This window comes from Pseudomonas sp. NPDC087029, assembly GCF_044745345.1.
GTDB classification, from domain to species: Bacteria; Pseudomonadota; Gammaproteobacteria; order Pseudomonadales; family Pseudomonadaceae; genus Aquipseudomonas; species Aquipseudomonas faucium.
Window position 1 is genome coordinate 106407 of record NZ_JBIVAB010000015.1, and the last position, 12812, is coordinate 119218.

Annotated in this window: 13 protein-coding genes and 1 pseudogene; 7 read left to right on the plus strand and 7 right to left on the minus strand. The window is 63.4% G+C overall.

Annotation, left to right across the window (positions count from 1 at the left end; genetic code table 11):
* The first annotated feature begins 204 nt into the window (after positions 1–204).
* The 4 genes and pseudogenes from ACIPG5_RS21050 (at position 205) to ACIPG5_RS21065 (ending at position 3417) form a co-directional block, all read left to right on the plus strand.
* Complete coding sequence (locus ACIPG5_RS21050) at positions 205–1407, plus strand: zinc-dependent alcohol dehydrogenase (protein WP_401377870.1); 1203 nt, start codon at positions 205–207, stop codon at positions 1405–1407.
* Positions 1408–1442: 35 nt separating this feature from the next.
* A pseudogene (locus ACIPG5_RS21055) lies at positions 1443–1707 on the plus strand (short-chain dehydrogenase); the annotation flags it as partial.
* 304 nt (positions 1708–2011) lie between these two features.
* Positions 2012–2869, plus strand: a complete 858-nt coding sequence (locus ACIPG5_RS21060) for an SDR family oxidoreductase (RefSeq protein ID WP_236237213.1) — start codon at positions 2012–2014, stop codon at positions 2867–2869.
* Between the two features lie 83 nt (positions 2870–2952).
* Entirely contained in the window at positions 2953–3417 is a 465-nt protein-coding gene (locus ACIPG5_RS21065) for a hemerythrin domain-containing protein (protein ID WP_286913526.1), read from the plus strand.
* Between the two features lie 66 nt (positions 3418–3483).
* Here ACIPG5_RS21065 and ACIPG5_RS21070 read toward each other — a convergent pair whose 3' ends face one another.
* The 6 genes from ACIPG5_RS21070 to csiR all read right to left on the minus strand — a co-directional run bounded on the left by ACIPG5_RS21070 (position 3484) and on the right by csiR (position 9190).
* Entirely contained in the window at positions 3484–4038 is a 555-nt protein-coding gene (locus tag ACIPG5_RS21070; protein WP_176511523.1) for a helix-turn-helix domain-containing protein, read from the minus strand.
* A gap of 121 nt (positions 4039–4159) precedes the next feature.
* Positions 4160–5518, minus strand: coding sequence for an aspartate aminotransferase family protein (locus ACIPG5_RS21075; RefSeq protein WP_176511470.1), 1359 nt, complete (start codon positions 5516–5518; stop codon positions 4160–4162).
* 55 nt (positions 5519–5573) lie between these two features.
* Positions 5574–6347: a gamma-glutamyl-gamma-aminobutyrate hydrolase family protein gene (locus ACIPG5_RS21080; protein WP_176511469.1), complete on the minus strand. Its 774-nt coding sequence runs from the start codon at positions 6345–6347 to the stop codon at positions 5574–5576.
* A gap of 67 nt (positions 6348–6414) precedes the next feature.
* A complete protein-coding gene (locus ACIPG5_RS21085) occupies positions 6415–7761 on the minus strand; it encodes a glutamine synthetase family protein (protein WP_401377875.1) in 1347 nt (448 codons plus the stop codon).
* 27 nt (positions 7762–7788) lie between these two features.
* Positions 7789–8343 carry a helix-turn-helix domain-containing protein gene (locus tag ACIPG5_RS21090; protein ID WP_176511467.1) on the minus strand — a complete coding sequence of 185 codons (555 nt, stop codon included), beginning with the start codon at positions 8341–8343 and terminating at the stop codon, positions 7789–7791.
* Positions 8344–8497: 154 nt separating this feature from the next.
* Positions 8498–9190, minus strand: coding sequence for a DNA-binding transcriptional regulator CsiR (gene csiR / locus ACIPG5_RS21095; RefSeq protein WP_176511466.1), 693 nt, complete (start codon positions 9188–9190; stop codon positions 8498–8500).
* Positions 9191–9356: 166 nt separating this feature from the next.
* Between csiR and glaH the strand changes: the two genes are divergently transcribed.
* Positions 9357–10343, plus strand: coding sequence for a glutarate dioxygenase GlaH (gene glaH, locus ACIPG5_RS21100; protein ID WP_401377879.1), 987 nt, complete (start codon positions 9357–9359; stop codon positions 10341–10343).
* A gap of 55 nt (positions 10344–10398) precedes the next feature.
* Complete coding sequence (lhgO, locus tag ACIPG5_RS21105; protein WP_176511464.1) at positions 10399–11640, plus strand: L-2-hydroxyglutarate oxidase; 1242 nt, start codon at positions 10399–10401, stop codon at positions 11638–11640.
* Between the two features lie 53 nt (positions 11641–11693).
* On the opposite strand, the gene ACIPG5_RS21110 is transcribed toward lhgO, so the two are convergent.
* The gene (locus tag ACIPG5_RS21110; RefSeq protein WP_176511463.1) at positions 11694–11966 is read right to left on the minus strand and encodes a PepSY domain-containing protein; all 273 of its coding nucleotides are present in this window, start codon (positions 11964–11966) and stop codon (positions 11694–11696) included.
* Positions 11967–12219: 253 nt separating this feature from the next.
* On the opposite strand from ACIPG5_RS21110, the gene ACIPG5_RS21115 reads away from it, so the two are divergent.
* Positions 12220–12675 (plus strand): REP-associated tyrosine transposase, encoded by a 456-nt coding sequence (locus tag ACIPG5_RS21115; protein WP_236237217.1) that lies wholly within the window; start codon positions 12220–12222, stop codon positions 12673–12675.
* Positions 12676–12812: the final 137 nt, after the last annotated feature.

Genomic DNA, 12812 nt, shown 5'->3' on the forward strand with positions numbered 1-12812 from the left:
AAAATGACATCCGCCGTAGGAAATAGTTGTGGCGCGCGCAGGATAATTTCATTGCGCCAGCTGCCGTGCCGCTAACTCTAGGCCAAGATCGGCCCTGGCGTTGCCCAAGTGGGCGCCACTGAACAGTTTCCTCTGAACTTTGCCACCGCCCCTGGCTTCACCTGCATACACCTTGCCTTCCTACGTTCGCAGGAGTTGCCCGCCATGAGAGCACTGACCTACCACGGAGCCAACGATGTCAGAGTCGATACCGTCCCTGATCCCAGCATTCAGGAAGCGGACGACATCATCCTGAGGGTGACCGCCACCGCCATCTGCGGCTCGGACTTGCACCTGTACCGGGGCAAGATTCCGGCAACGGAACCCGGCGATATCTTCGGCCACGAGTTCATGGGCATTGTCGAGGACATCGGCAGCGCCGTTACCGGGCTACAGGTCGGCGACCGGGTGGTGATCCCCTTCGTCATTGCCTGCGGCAGTTGCTTTTTCTGCCAGCACGACCTGTTTGCCGCCTGTGAAACCACCAACACCGGCCGCGGCTCGATCATCAACCGCAAAGGCATACCGCCGGGGGCCGCCTTGTTCGGCTACAGCCATCTCTATGGCGGCATCCCTGGTGGCCAGGCCGATTACGTGAGGGTGCCCAAGGCCAATATCGGCCCGTTCAAGGTGCCTACCCACTTTGCCGACGACAAAGTGCTGTTTCTCTCCGACATCCTGCCGACTGCCTGGCAAGCGGTCATCAATGCCCAGATCAGCCAGGGCTCTACCGTGGCGATCTATGGCGCCGGCCCGGTCGGCTTGCTGAGCGCCGCCTGCGCACGAATGCTCGGCGCCCAGGCCATCTTCATGGTGGACGACAATGACTACCGCCTGGCCTACGCCCAGCAAGCCTACGGCGTGCTACCGATCAACTTCGAACAGGATGACGACCCCGCCGACAGCATCATCCGCCAGACCCCAGGCATGCGCGGCGTGGACGCCGTGATCGACGCCGTCGGCTTCGAGGCCAAGGGCAGCACGGCGGAAACGGTAATGACCGCGTTGAAGATCGAGGGCAGCAGCGGCAAGGCGTTGCGCCAGAGCATCGCCGCAGTACGCCGGGGCGGCGTGGTCAGCGTTCCCGGCGTATATGCCGGGTTCATCCACGCCTTCATGTTCGGTGACGCGTTCGACAAGGGCCTGACTTTCAAGATGGGCCAGACCCACGTGCACAAGTACCTGCCCGAGCTGCTCGAATACATCGAGGACGGGCGCCTGCAACCGGAACTGATCGTCACCCACCGCCTGGCCCTGGAAGAAGCCGCCCTGGGCTACAAGCTGTTCGATCAGAAGCAGGACGACTGCCGCAAGGTCATTCTCGTGCCCGGCGCGGCGTCCGGCACCCTGGGCAGCGACTTCCAGTAGCCCGAAGCAACCAGTTACCGAGAGGGGTTTGCACCATGATCGATCAAGCCACAGGCATGAAACGGGGCGAGCGCTACTGCGTGGAGAATGTCGAGCGCGCCCATCAGTTCCCGGGGTTCTTCCAGGACGGCAAGTACTACCTTGGCCCGGAGCTGTTGACGGCGGTGGGCTGGCTGGAAGGCACCCGGTTCATCTACGACAGCCTCGATGCCGAGGGCGAACCGGTGTTTGCGGACCGCGTGGCCGGCACCATCGAAGGCCTGGCCTTGAAGCTGGTTGACGGCACAGCGCTGCAGCTTACGCCCATGCAAGACAGCGCGACCTTCGCGCCTGTGCCACAAGCCATGCCGCCTGCGGTGGCGGTGCCTGAACCGCAGCCACCCGCCAATGCCGTCTGGAGGCGCCTGAACAACGGCTACGTGATCCTGGCGGGGGCTGCGCTACTGGGCTTCGTTGCCGGCTTTCTCATCACCGAGGCACAGCGCAAGCGGCGTTAGCCGGGCCCGGCCACCACCGCCCGTCGTATCGAGCCGCGATCGCGTCCAACACTGGCGGCGCGCCCCGTTCGAACAGGTATGTGTTCTCGACTGCAGGAGCTTGCACCATGCGTGACTACCCGACCCCGCCCTTCCCTTCACAGCCGCAAAGCGTCCCCGGCTCACAGCGCAAGATGGAGCCCTACCCGGACTGCGGCGAGCAGAGCTACACCGGCCACGGCCGGCTGCAAGGCAAGATCGCGCTGATCACAGGGGGCGACAGCGGCATCGGCCGCGCCGTCGCCATCGCCTACGCCCGCGAAGGCGCGGATGTGGCGATTGCCTACCTGGATGAGCACGAAGACGCCCAGGAAACCGCACGCTGGGTCGAAGCCGCCGGTCGGCAATGCCTGCTGCTGCCCGGCGACCTGGCGCAGAAACAGCACTGCCATGCCATCGTCGACCAGACCGTGGCGAAGTTCGGGCGCATCGACATCCTGGTCAACAACGCGGCGTTCCAGATGGCCCATGAAAGCCTTGACGAGATCGACGATGACGAGTGGCTGATGACCTTCGACGTCAACATCACCGCCATCTTTCGAATCTGCAAGCGGGCCTTGCCGTCGATGCCCAAGGGCAGCTCGATCATCAACACCAGCTCGGTCAACTCCGATGACCCTTCGCCCAAGCTGCTGGCCTATGCCACCACCAAAGGCGCCATCGCCAACTTCACCGCCGGGCTGGCGCAGTTGCTGGCAGACAAGGGCATCCGGGTCAACAGCGTGGCGCCTGGCCCGATCTGGACGCCGTTGATTCCGGCCACCATGCCCGACGAGGCGGTGAAGAACTTTGGCTCGGGCTACCCGATGGGGCGGCCGGGGCAGCCGGTGGAGGTCGCCCCGATCTATGTGTTGCTGGGCTCGGACGAGGCCAGCTACATCTCAGGCTCGCGGTATGCCGTGACGGGAGGCAAACCCATTCTGTGAACGGCACTGCCGCTCGGCTCTGCTGCACAAGGCGGGCTCCCATCCAGGAGAGCCCGGGTTCACCATCCGCGAAGAGGTTGCCCATGAACGCCATCGAACTCCTGATCCAGGACCACAAACTGGTCAAGAAGCTGCTCGAAGAACTGTCTTCCACCACCGAGCGTGCGGTCAAACGGCGCGCCGAACTGCTCCATCGCATCGAACAGGAGCTGCAAGTGCACACTGCACTCGAAGAACAGATCCTCTACCCGGCCATCAAGCAGGCCGGTGGCAAAGAGGAAGCGAAGATGTATTACGAGGCCAAGGAAGAACACCGCACCGTCGACTCGCTGGTGCTGCCTGACCTGCTGCACACCGATACCGGCACCCTCGAATTCGCCGGCCGGGTCAAAGTGCTGAAGGAGCTGCTCGAGCACCACATCGAGGAAGAAGAAGACGCGTTGTTCCCCACGGCCAAGACATTGCTGGGCAAAGACCTGCTGGAGGAATTGGGGCAGACCATGCAAGCGCAGAAGAAAGTGCTCAAGGGTGAGCAACGCGCCGCTTGATCGGGGATCGGCGAGGGTACTTTGCGCAGCCTGGGCTGCGCTTTTCTTACTCAGGCAGGTGGCGGCTCAGTTGAACACCCAGAGCACGCGGGTAGGTTTGTCGGTGAGGTTGGCGTAGCGAAAGCTGGCGTGGGATTGCAGCTGAAAGCTGTCATTGGCGCGCAGCGTCACCGGCTCGCCTTCGTCCAGCCACACCGTGAGCTCACCTTCGAGCACGAAGCAGCCCTGCTCGGAGCTGTCATTGAGAAACTCCTCGCCGCTGGTGGCGCCGGGTTCGAGGTGGCTGTCGAGCATGGAGAAACCACCGGTGATGGTGGGCGAAACCAGCACATCGGTGATGCCGCCGGCAAGGTGCAGCGTGCGCCGCTCGTGGGGGCGGGTTACCCAGTCCAGCTCGCGGGGCTTTTCCAGGTTGTAGAAGTAGGCGGTGGACACGCCGAGCGCTTCGCTGATGGCGGTCAGGTCCGCCACGGTCGGGCGCGAGACGCCGCGTTCGACCTGGGACAGAAAGCCCACCGAACGGCCGATGCGTTGGGCCAACTCACCGAGGGTCAGGCCTTTGAACTTGCGCAGGTCGCGAAGCAGGGTTGCCAGTTGTTCGATTTCTTCGTGAACCATGATCGAGCGCGGCCAGAGGTTGCGAAATTATTGGCATGGAAAATACCTGAATAATTCCACAAATCAAGCGCATGCCCGGCGGGCACCGCGGCAGGGTTTGGCGCCCTGCCGAGGTGCCATGGCCTTACTGGAGCGCCTGGTAGGTCAGGTCCAGGCACTTGCGGGCCTTTTCCACCAGCTCGTCGATCTCTTCGAGGCTGATCACCAGGGGCGGCGCGATGATCATGGTGTCGCCCACGGCGCGCATGATCAGGCCGTTGTCGAAGCAGTGCTGGCGGCAGATCATGCCCACGCCCTTGCCCTGGTAGCGGGCGCGGGTGGCCTTGTCTTGCACCAGCTCGATCGCGCCGAGCATGCCCAGGCCGCGCACTTCGCCCACCAGCGGGTGGTCGGCCAGCTCGCGCAGGCGCTGCTGCAGGTAGGGTGCGGTTTTTTCGTGAACCTGCTCGATGACCTTTTCCTCGCGCAGGATGCGCAGGTTCTCCAGGCCCACCGCCGCCGCCACCGGGTGGCCGGAATAGGTGAAGCCGTGGTTGAAGTCGCCGCCTTCGCTGATCACCTTGGCCACGCTGTCACGCACGATCACGCCGCCCATGGGGATGTAGCCGGAGGTGAGGCCCTTGGCGATGGTCATCAGGTCGGGCTTGAGACCGTAGTAGTCGGTGCCGAACCACTCGCCGGTACGGCCGAAACCGCAGATCACTTCGTCGGCGACGAACAGGATGTCGTACTTGGCGAGGATCTCCTTGACCTTCGGCCAGTAGGTCTGCGGCGGGATGATCACGCCGCCGGCGCCCTGGATCGGCTCGGCGATGAAGGCCGCGACCTTGTCCTCGCCCACTTCCAGGATCTTCTTCTCCAGCTGCTCGGCTGCCCATACGCCGAAATCGGCCTCGGTCATCTCGCCGCCTTCACCGAACCAGTACGGCTGCGGGATGTGCACGATGTCCGGCAGCTGGCCGCCCTGCTCGTGCATGCCGCTCATGCCGCCCAGGCCTGCACCGGCCACGGTGGAGCCGTGGTAGCCGTTGATGCGGCCGATGATGACCTTCTTGTCCTTCTGGCCCTTGAGCGCCCAGTAGTGGCGGACCATGCGCAGCACGGTGTCGTTGCCTTCGGAGCCGGAGCCGGTGAAGAACACGTGGTTCATGCCCTGCGGGGCCACGTCGGCAATCGCCTTGGCCAGCTCCAGCGCCGGCGGGTGGGCGGTCTGGAAGAACAGGTTGTAGTACGGCAGTTCCTTCATCTGCTTGCTGGCCACCTCGGCCAGCTCGTCGCGGCCATAGCCAACCGCCACGCACCACAGGCCGGCCATGCCATCGAGGATCTTGTTGCCTTCGCTGTCCCAGAGGTACACGCCCTTGGCCGAGGTGATGATGCGCGGGCCCTTCTCGGCCAGTTGCTTGACATCGCTGAACGGTGCCAGGTGATGGTCACGGCTCATGGCCTGCCAGGCCAGGGTCTGCGAGTGCTTGTCAGTCATTGTTCTCTCTCCATCAAGTCGAGCAGCCGGGCTGCGGGAAATGTCTGTTGTCTATTCAGGCGGTCTTCAACATCAGTTGGCGCAACACCGAGCGTTGCCGGCAGGCTTTGCCGAACGCCTGGAACATCTTCAGGTAATGCGGGTTGTCCATGACCTGGAACTCCGGGTGCCATTGCACGGCCAGGGCGAAGCTCTTGGCGTGCTCGACCGAAATCGCTTCCACCAGGCCGTCCGGGGCAATGGCTTCCACGCGCAGCCCGGGCGCCAGCACATCGATGCCCTGGCCATGGATGGAGTTGACGTCGATGAGCGCCGGTATGCCCATGCGGTCCATCAGCCCGCCGGGCTGGATGTGCATCTTGTGGCGCGGGCCGTATTGCTGGGCCAGGGGCTCGTCCTTGCCTTCACGGTGGTCCATGAACGTGCCGGTTTCATGCACCTTCTGGTGCAGGGTGCCGCCCAGCGCCACGTTCATCTCCTGAAAGCCCCGGCAGATGCCGAACACCGGCACACCGGCGGCGATCGCCGCACGCATCAGCGGCAAGGTCGTGGCATCGCGCAGGCGGTCGTGATGGGTGCCTGGCGCACTGGCCGGGCCGTTGTAGTGCAACGGTTCGATATTGGACGGCGAGCCGGTGAAGATCAGGCCATCCACCGTGTCGAGTATGTCGGCGGTATCCATCAACTCAGCGAGACTGGGAATCACGATGGGCAGGCCACAGGCCGCATTGGCGGCAGCGCGTGCGTACTTTTCGCTGATCGTCTGGGTTGCATGCTGCTCAATCATGCTGGTGCATGCAGTAATGCCGATAACAGGCACACGTGGCATATCAATCCTCCGGCAAATCACTCTTGCAAGTCAGGGTCAAACTTGTGGTTGGAAGGTGCAGCGCGGGTCACAGGAACCAGCGGTACTCGCGTGCATTGATTTCATTCAGAAAATCCAGCTGTTCCTGGCGCTTGTTCTCGCAATAGACCATCACGAACTCACTGCCCAGGCCTTGGTTGACCACCGGGTGGTGGCGCATGGCGGCCACTGCGCTCAGGGCATCCTTGGGGAAGTCGATGCCGCTCTGGCGGTTGTCGTTGAGCGGGGCGATGGGCTCCACGCCACGCTCCAGGCCGTGCTCCATGCCGGTCAAGATCGCCGCCAGCACCAGGTACGGGTTGGCATCGGCGCCGGCCAGGCGGTGTTCGATGCGCAGGTTGCGCGGGTCGGACTCGGGGATGCGAATGCACGCATCGCGGTCTTCGAAGCCCCAGCTGGCGCGGCTGGCGGCGTTGACCATGGCGCCGTAGCGGCGGTAGGCGTTGTGGTTGGGGGCGAAGATCGGCATGCAGTGCGGCAGCAGCTCCAGGCAACCGGCCACGGCATGGCGCAGGTTGCGCTGCTCGCGGCCCGCCAGGAGGTTGTTGCCGTCGTTGTCGTACAGGCTCACATGCACGTGCATGCCGCTGCCCGGGGCGTCCAGGTAAGGCTTGCTCATGAAGCTGGCGCGGTGGCCATGCTTCATCGCCACGCCGCGGGTGCTGCGGCAGAACAGCGCCGACCAGTCCGCCGCACTGAGCGGATCGTCGCAGTGGGAGAAGTTGATTTCGAACTGGCCCGGGCCAAGCTCGGCGGTGATCACGTTGGCCGGCACGCCCTGCTCGTTGGCCACATCGACCATCTCGTGGAGCACCGACGAGAAGCGCGAGAGCCGCTCGATGTGCATGTTCGGCTGGTCGTCCTGATCCTCGGTGGCAGCATCGCGCGGGAACTGCGGCAGGCCGTCCTTGAGCGTGCGGTCGAACAGGTAGAACTCAAGCTCGAACGCCACCACCGGGCGGATGCCACGCTTGGCAAGGCGCTCGATCACCCGCGCCAGCACTTCGCGCGGTTCGAATTCGATGGGCTTGGCGGTGCCATCGGAGGTGATCAGCATCTGCGCGATCACTTCCTGCTCCCAGCGCACCGGCTTCAGGGTGCCCGGCACCAGGCGCCGCGGGGCATCCGGGTCGCCGTCGGCAAAGCAGTAGTCGCCAATCGGGTACAGGCCGCCCTGGGTGCCGAGCAGCACGCAGTTCTGCGGCAGCTTCAGCGGGGTGCCGGCGGCGACCTTCTCGAGCATGTCCATGGGGTAGCGCTTGCCATAGAAGTGCCCGGGGATGTCCAGTGCAATCAGGTCGACGTAACGCACCTGCGGGTATTTGGCGCGAAAGGCACGTACTTCAGTCAACAGATCCGCAAAGATGACACTCATCTTCTTATCCTTGTTATGTGAACGAATTCAATTGAATACCCAGAGCACGCGGGTCAGCTTGTCCGTCAGGTTGGCGTAACGGAAATGCGCGTGGGGGTTGAGCTGGAAGCTGTCGTTGGCCTGCAGGGTCACCGGCTCGCCATCGTCGAGCCACACCGTCAGTTCGCCCTCGAGGACGAAGCAGCCCTGCTCGGAGCGGTCGCTCAGGTACTGCTCGCCACTGGTCGCGCCTGGCTCCAGGCGGCTGTCGAGCATGGAAAAGGCGCCCGCGATGGTCGGCGAGGCCAGCACGTCGGTGATGCCCGAGGCCAGGTACAAGGTGCGCCGCTCGTGGGGGCGGGTGACCCAGCTGACTTCACGCGGCTTGCTCAGGTTGTAGAAGTACGCGGTGGAAACACCGAGCGTTTCGCTGATGGCGGTCAGGTCGGCCACGGTGGGGCGCGACACGCCCCGCTCGACCTGGGACAGAAACCCCACCGAACGATCGACGCGCTCGGCCAGCTCGCCCAGCGTCAGGTTCTTGAACTTGCGCAAGTCGTGAATGAGGATCGCCAGGGCTTCGACCTCTTCGTGCATCGTCATCGCTCAGCACCACCGTGAAATTATTGGACTTATTTTTCATGAAAAAATACATGAAAAATTTCACGAGTCAAGCGACGCGGACACACGATCGCGAGCGCCGGGTGCATTCCGGCGCTCGCGACATCAGGGCAATGAGGGGGTGATAGCGGCGTGGTTAGAGAATGTCGGCTTCACGCTCGATGATGCGGGTGATGATCGGCACCGGGGTCATCAGGTGCTCCAGCATCATCTTGCTGGCCTTGGCCGCATCGCGCCCGAGGATGGTGCCGACCAGTTCGGCATGCTCCTCGCGCTTGAGGCGCAGGGCTTCTTCCGACAGCACCGTGCGCTTGAGCCAGATCTGCCGGTAGCGCTCGGCCTGGTCCTGGAGAAAGGCCCGCGCCTGCAGCAGGCTCTTGGACCCGCAACCACTGGCGATGGCGTTGTGGAAGGCCTTGTGCCGGGCATCCCAGACATCGACCATTTCCTGCGGGGTGTGCAGCTCGACCACCTTCGACAGCGTGTGCGAGGTGGCCACGATGGACGCCTCCCAGGCTTCGTCGCCCTTCTCCACCGCCAGGCCGACGATCAGCGCCTCCAGGTGGGCACGGGCCTTGTAGACATCGACCATCTCGTCCAGCGACATGGTCGCCACCCGGTAGCCCTTCTGGTTGATGGCGCTGACCAGCCGCTCGCCCACCAGCCGCGCCAGCACCTCGCGCATCGGCCCGACGCCGACGGCATAGCGGTCTTTGAGGGCGCTCATCAGCAGCTTTTCGCCGGGGCGGTAGGCGCCACGGAGAATGTCGCTCTTCAAGCGCGCATAGGCAGCATCGGAGGTGGTTTCAGCGAGATCGGTCAGGTCCATCCACAGGGCTCTCTTGCAAGGCGCGCCTATCATACCGAACTCGACCAGGCAACGCAGAACGTTAACAAAAACATTTAATTATTACGTTTTACTAAAATGTAGACATTTTGAATTTTCAGCGATATTTTGGCGCCATCACTTGACCAGTTGATCCCCAGGAGCCGCCATGAACGCCATCACCCGCATCGATATGCCCGCCCTCGAGCAACCTGCCCTGCTGCACGGTTTCACCCTGCAATCGACGCCGCAGTCCGACCGCCTGCTGGAGCTGCGTTTCAGCAAGCAGACCGTCGAGGCCTTCGTCGCGGCAGTCGCCCAGTGGCCGGTGCAGGCGCTGGAGTACAAGTCGTTCCTGCGCTTCCAGGTGGGCAAGATCCTCGATGACATCTGCCAGGGCACCCTGCGCCCGGTCATCGTCAACACCCTGCTCGACCGCGGCACCGGCGGCCTGCTGGTGGTGCCCGAGGGCCTGGACAGCGTTGCCCAGGCCGAAGACATGGTGAAGCTCTCCACCGCCGTGGCGCACCTGCTGGGCCGTTCCAACTTCGATGCCATGAGCGGCCAGTTCTATGCGCGCTTCGTGGTCGAGAACATCGACAACTCCGACAGCTACCTGCGCCAGCCACACCGGGTGATGGAGCTGCACAACGACGGCACCTTCGTCAACCAGATCACCGACTACGTGCTGATGATGAAGATCGACGAGCAGAACATGGAGGGTGGCAACTCGCTGCTGCAGCACCTGGACGACTGGGCTGAGCTGGACACCTTCTACAAGCACCCGCTGGCGCGCCGCGTGATGCGCTGGACCGCACCGCCGAGCAAGAACACCCGCGAGGACGTGTTCCACGCGGTGTTCGACACCGACGCGGTGGGCCGCCCGACCATGCGCTACATCGACCAGTTCGTGCAGCCGGACAACTTCGAGGAAGGCACCTGGCTGTTCCAGCTGGGCGAATCGCTGGAGAACAGCGTGAGCAAGGTGTCGATCCCGGTGGCGGTCGGCTCGTTCCTGCTGATCAACAACCTGTTCTGGCTGCATGGCCGTGACCGCTTCGTCGCCCACCCGGGCCTGCGCCGCGAACTGATGCGCCAGCGTGGCTACTTCAGCTTCCCGAAAATGGAACACCACCGCGGCCAGACCTCCAACTAACGTGCCAGCTGGCCTCGGCGTGCAAGCGCCGGGGCCAGCCTCAAGGAACACACCCATGTACGATTTCGTGATCATCGGGGGCGGCATCGTCGGCATGTCGACGGCGATGCAACTGGCCGACCAGTACCCGCACGCACGCATGCTGCTGCTGGAAAAGGAAAGCGGCCCGGCGCAGCACCAGACTGGCCATAACAGTGGCGTGATCCACGCCGGCGTCTACTACACGCCCGGCAGCCTGAAGGCGAAGTTCTGCCTGGAGGGCAACAAGGCCACCAAACGCTTCTGCGATGAGCACGGCATCGCCTACGACGAGTGCGGCAAGCTGCTGGTCGCCACCAACGAGCTGGAAATGGAGCGCATGCGCGCGCTGTGGGAGCGCACCGCGGCCAATGGCCTGGAGCGTCACTGGCTGTCGGCTGGCGAACTGCGCGAGCGCGAGCCCAATATCGTCGGTTTGGGCGGCATCTTCGTGCCCTCCAGCGGCATCGTGAACTATGCCGCCGTAACCGCGCAGATGAGCAAGGAATTCCAGAACAAAGGCGGCACGGTGCAGTTCGACACCGAGGTCACCGGCCTGGTCGAGCGCGCCGACTCGATCGTCGTCAGCAGCAACCGCGGCACCTACAGCACCCGCTACCTGGTGTCGTGCTCGGGGCTGATGGCCGACCGCATCGTGCGCATGCTCGGCGTGCAGCCGAGCTTCACCATCTGCCCGTTCCGGGGCGAGTACTACCTGCTGCCGCCGCAGCACAACCAGATCGTCAACCACCTGATCTACCCGATCCCCGACCCGTCGATGCCGTTTTTGGGCGTGCACCTGACGCGGATGATCGACGGCACGGTCACGGTCGGGCCGAACGCGGTGCTGGCGATGAAGCGCGAGGGTTATCGCAAGTCCGACATCTCCTTGAGCGACCTGGGCAGCATGCTTGGCCACCGCGGCATCCGCAAAGTGCTGCGCGACAACCTGCGCCCGGGGCTGATCGAGATGAAGAATTCGCTGCTCAAGGGCGCCTACCTCAAGACCGTGCAGAAGTACTGCCCGAGCCTGACCAAGGCAGACTTGAAGCCCTACCCGGCCGGGGTGCGGGCGCAGGCAGTGTCCAACGAAGGCAAGCTGATCGACGACTTCCTGTTCGTGAACACGGCGCGCAGCGTGAACGTGTGCAATGCACCGTCGCCGGCGGCGACCTCGGCGATACCGATCGGGGCGTACATCGTGTCCAAGGTTCAGGAGCAGGTGGGCGGTGACCTGAACAAGACCACGGTGCAGGTGCCGCACGCACAGGCGGTGTGAGCACCGCGCCGTTCGCCCGGTCTGAATTCGGGCTGGGCGAACGGCGCAGCGGGTCAGTTATCCAGCTCGTCTTTGGTGATGGCGCCGGTGTGCGGGTCGACGTGGAATTCGTAGCGTTTGCCGTCCGCCTTCATGCCTTCCCCTTCCCAATGGCCGTCATCGGCTTCGATCTTGGTGATCTGGGTGTAGCCGGCGCCCTTGAGCGTGGCTTCGGCCTGGTCCTTGGTCACGGTCCAGTCGGCGCCGGGTTGATCGGCCCAGGCTGCAGAAGCGCCCAGTGCGCCGACCAGGGCGAGGCCGGTGAACAGTCGAGTGATGGTTTTCATTGCCGACATCCTTTTTTTGCGGGGGTTAAAGGATGCGACTCGGGTGGGGTTGGGGCAGTTCCATTGCGTTGGGATTTGTGTTGGCTGGGCTGGCCTCATCGCGGATGAATCCGCTCCTACAAAGGCCGCGCGATCGCATGGGCGCAAAATCTCTAACCCCGAACACCTGGCCTCACATCCTGCAAAAGAACCTTGCTCCCCGAAAAATCACCACCGCTAGGCTGTCCAGAACACCCCATTCACGGATGATCACATGCCCAGCCCCAAAGGTTGTCTGCTCCGTCGCGGCAGATGCTCTGAACCCGGCCGAATCTACCTGCTTACCACCGTCACCCAACAACGCCGTCCCTTGTTCCTGGATTTCCAACATGCCCGGACAGTGATAAGGCACCTTCGCCAGGCTGACCAAGAAAACAGCTGCCAGTCACTGGCCTGGGTAGTTATGCCTGACCATGTTCATTGGCTGATCGCGCTGAAGGATGAAACGCTGAGTAACTTGATGCGCCGCTTCAAGGCTCGATCAAGCCATATGTTGCGCAAAGCCGGGTGCCGATCTGTTCCCGTTTGGCAAGCTGGCTATCACGATCGCGCCTTGCGCCGGGAAGAGGATGTGGTGATGGCCGCCAGATACATCATTGCCAATCCCTTGAGAGCTGGGTTGGTGGAGAAGGTGGGAGATTATCCGCATTGGGATGCGGTTTGGGTGTGATGGCCCAGTGGCCGTCATGGGATGAATGGGGCCCATGAGATCGCGCGCCGCCCGCGCGGCGCATCGCGGATAAATCCGCTCCTACATTTGTTGCAACGTACCTATGCCTGATAGGCCATGGTTGTCAGCCTTGGGGG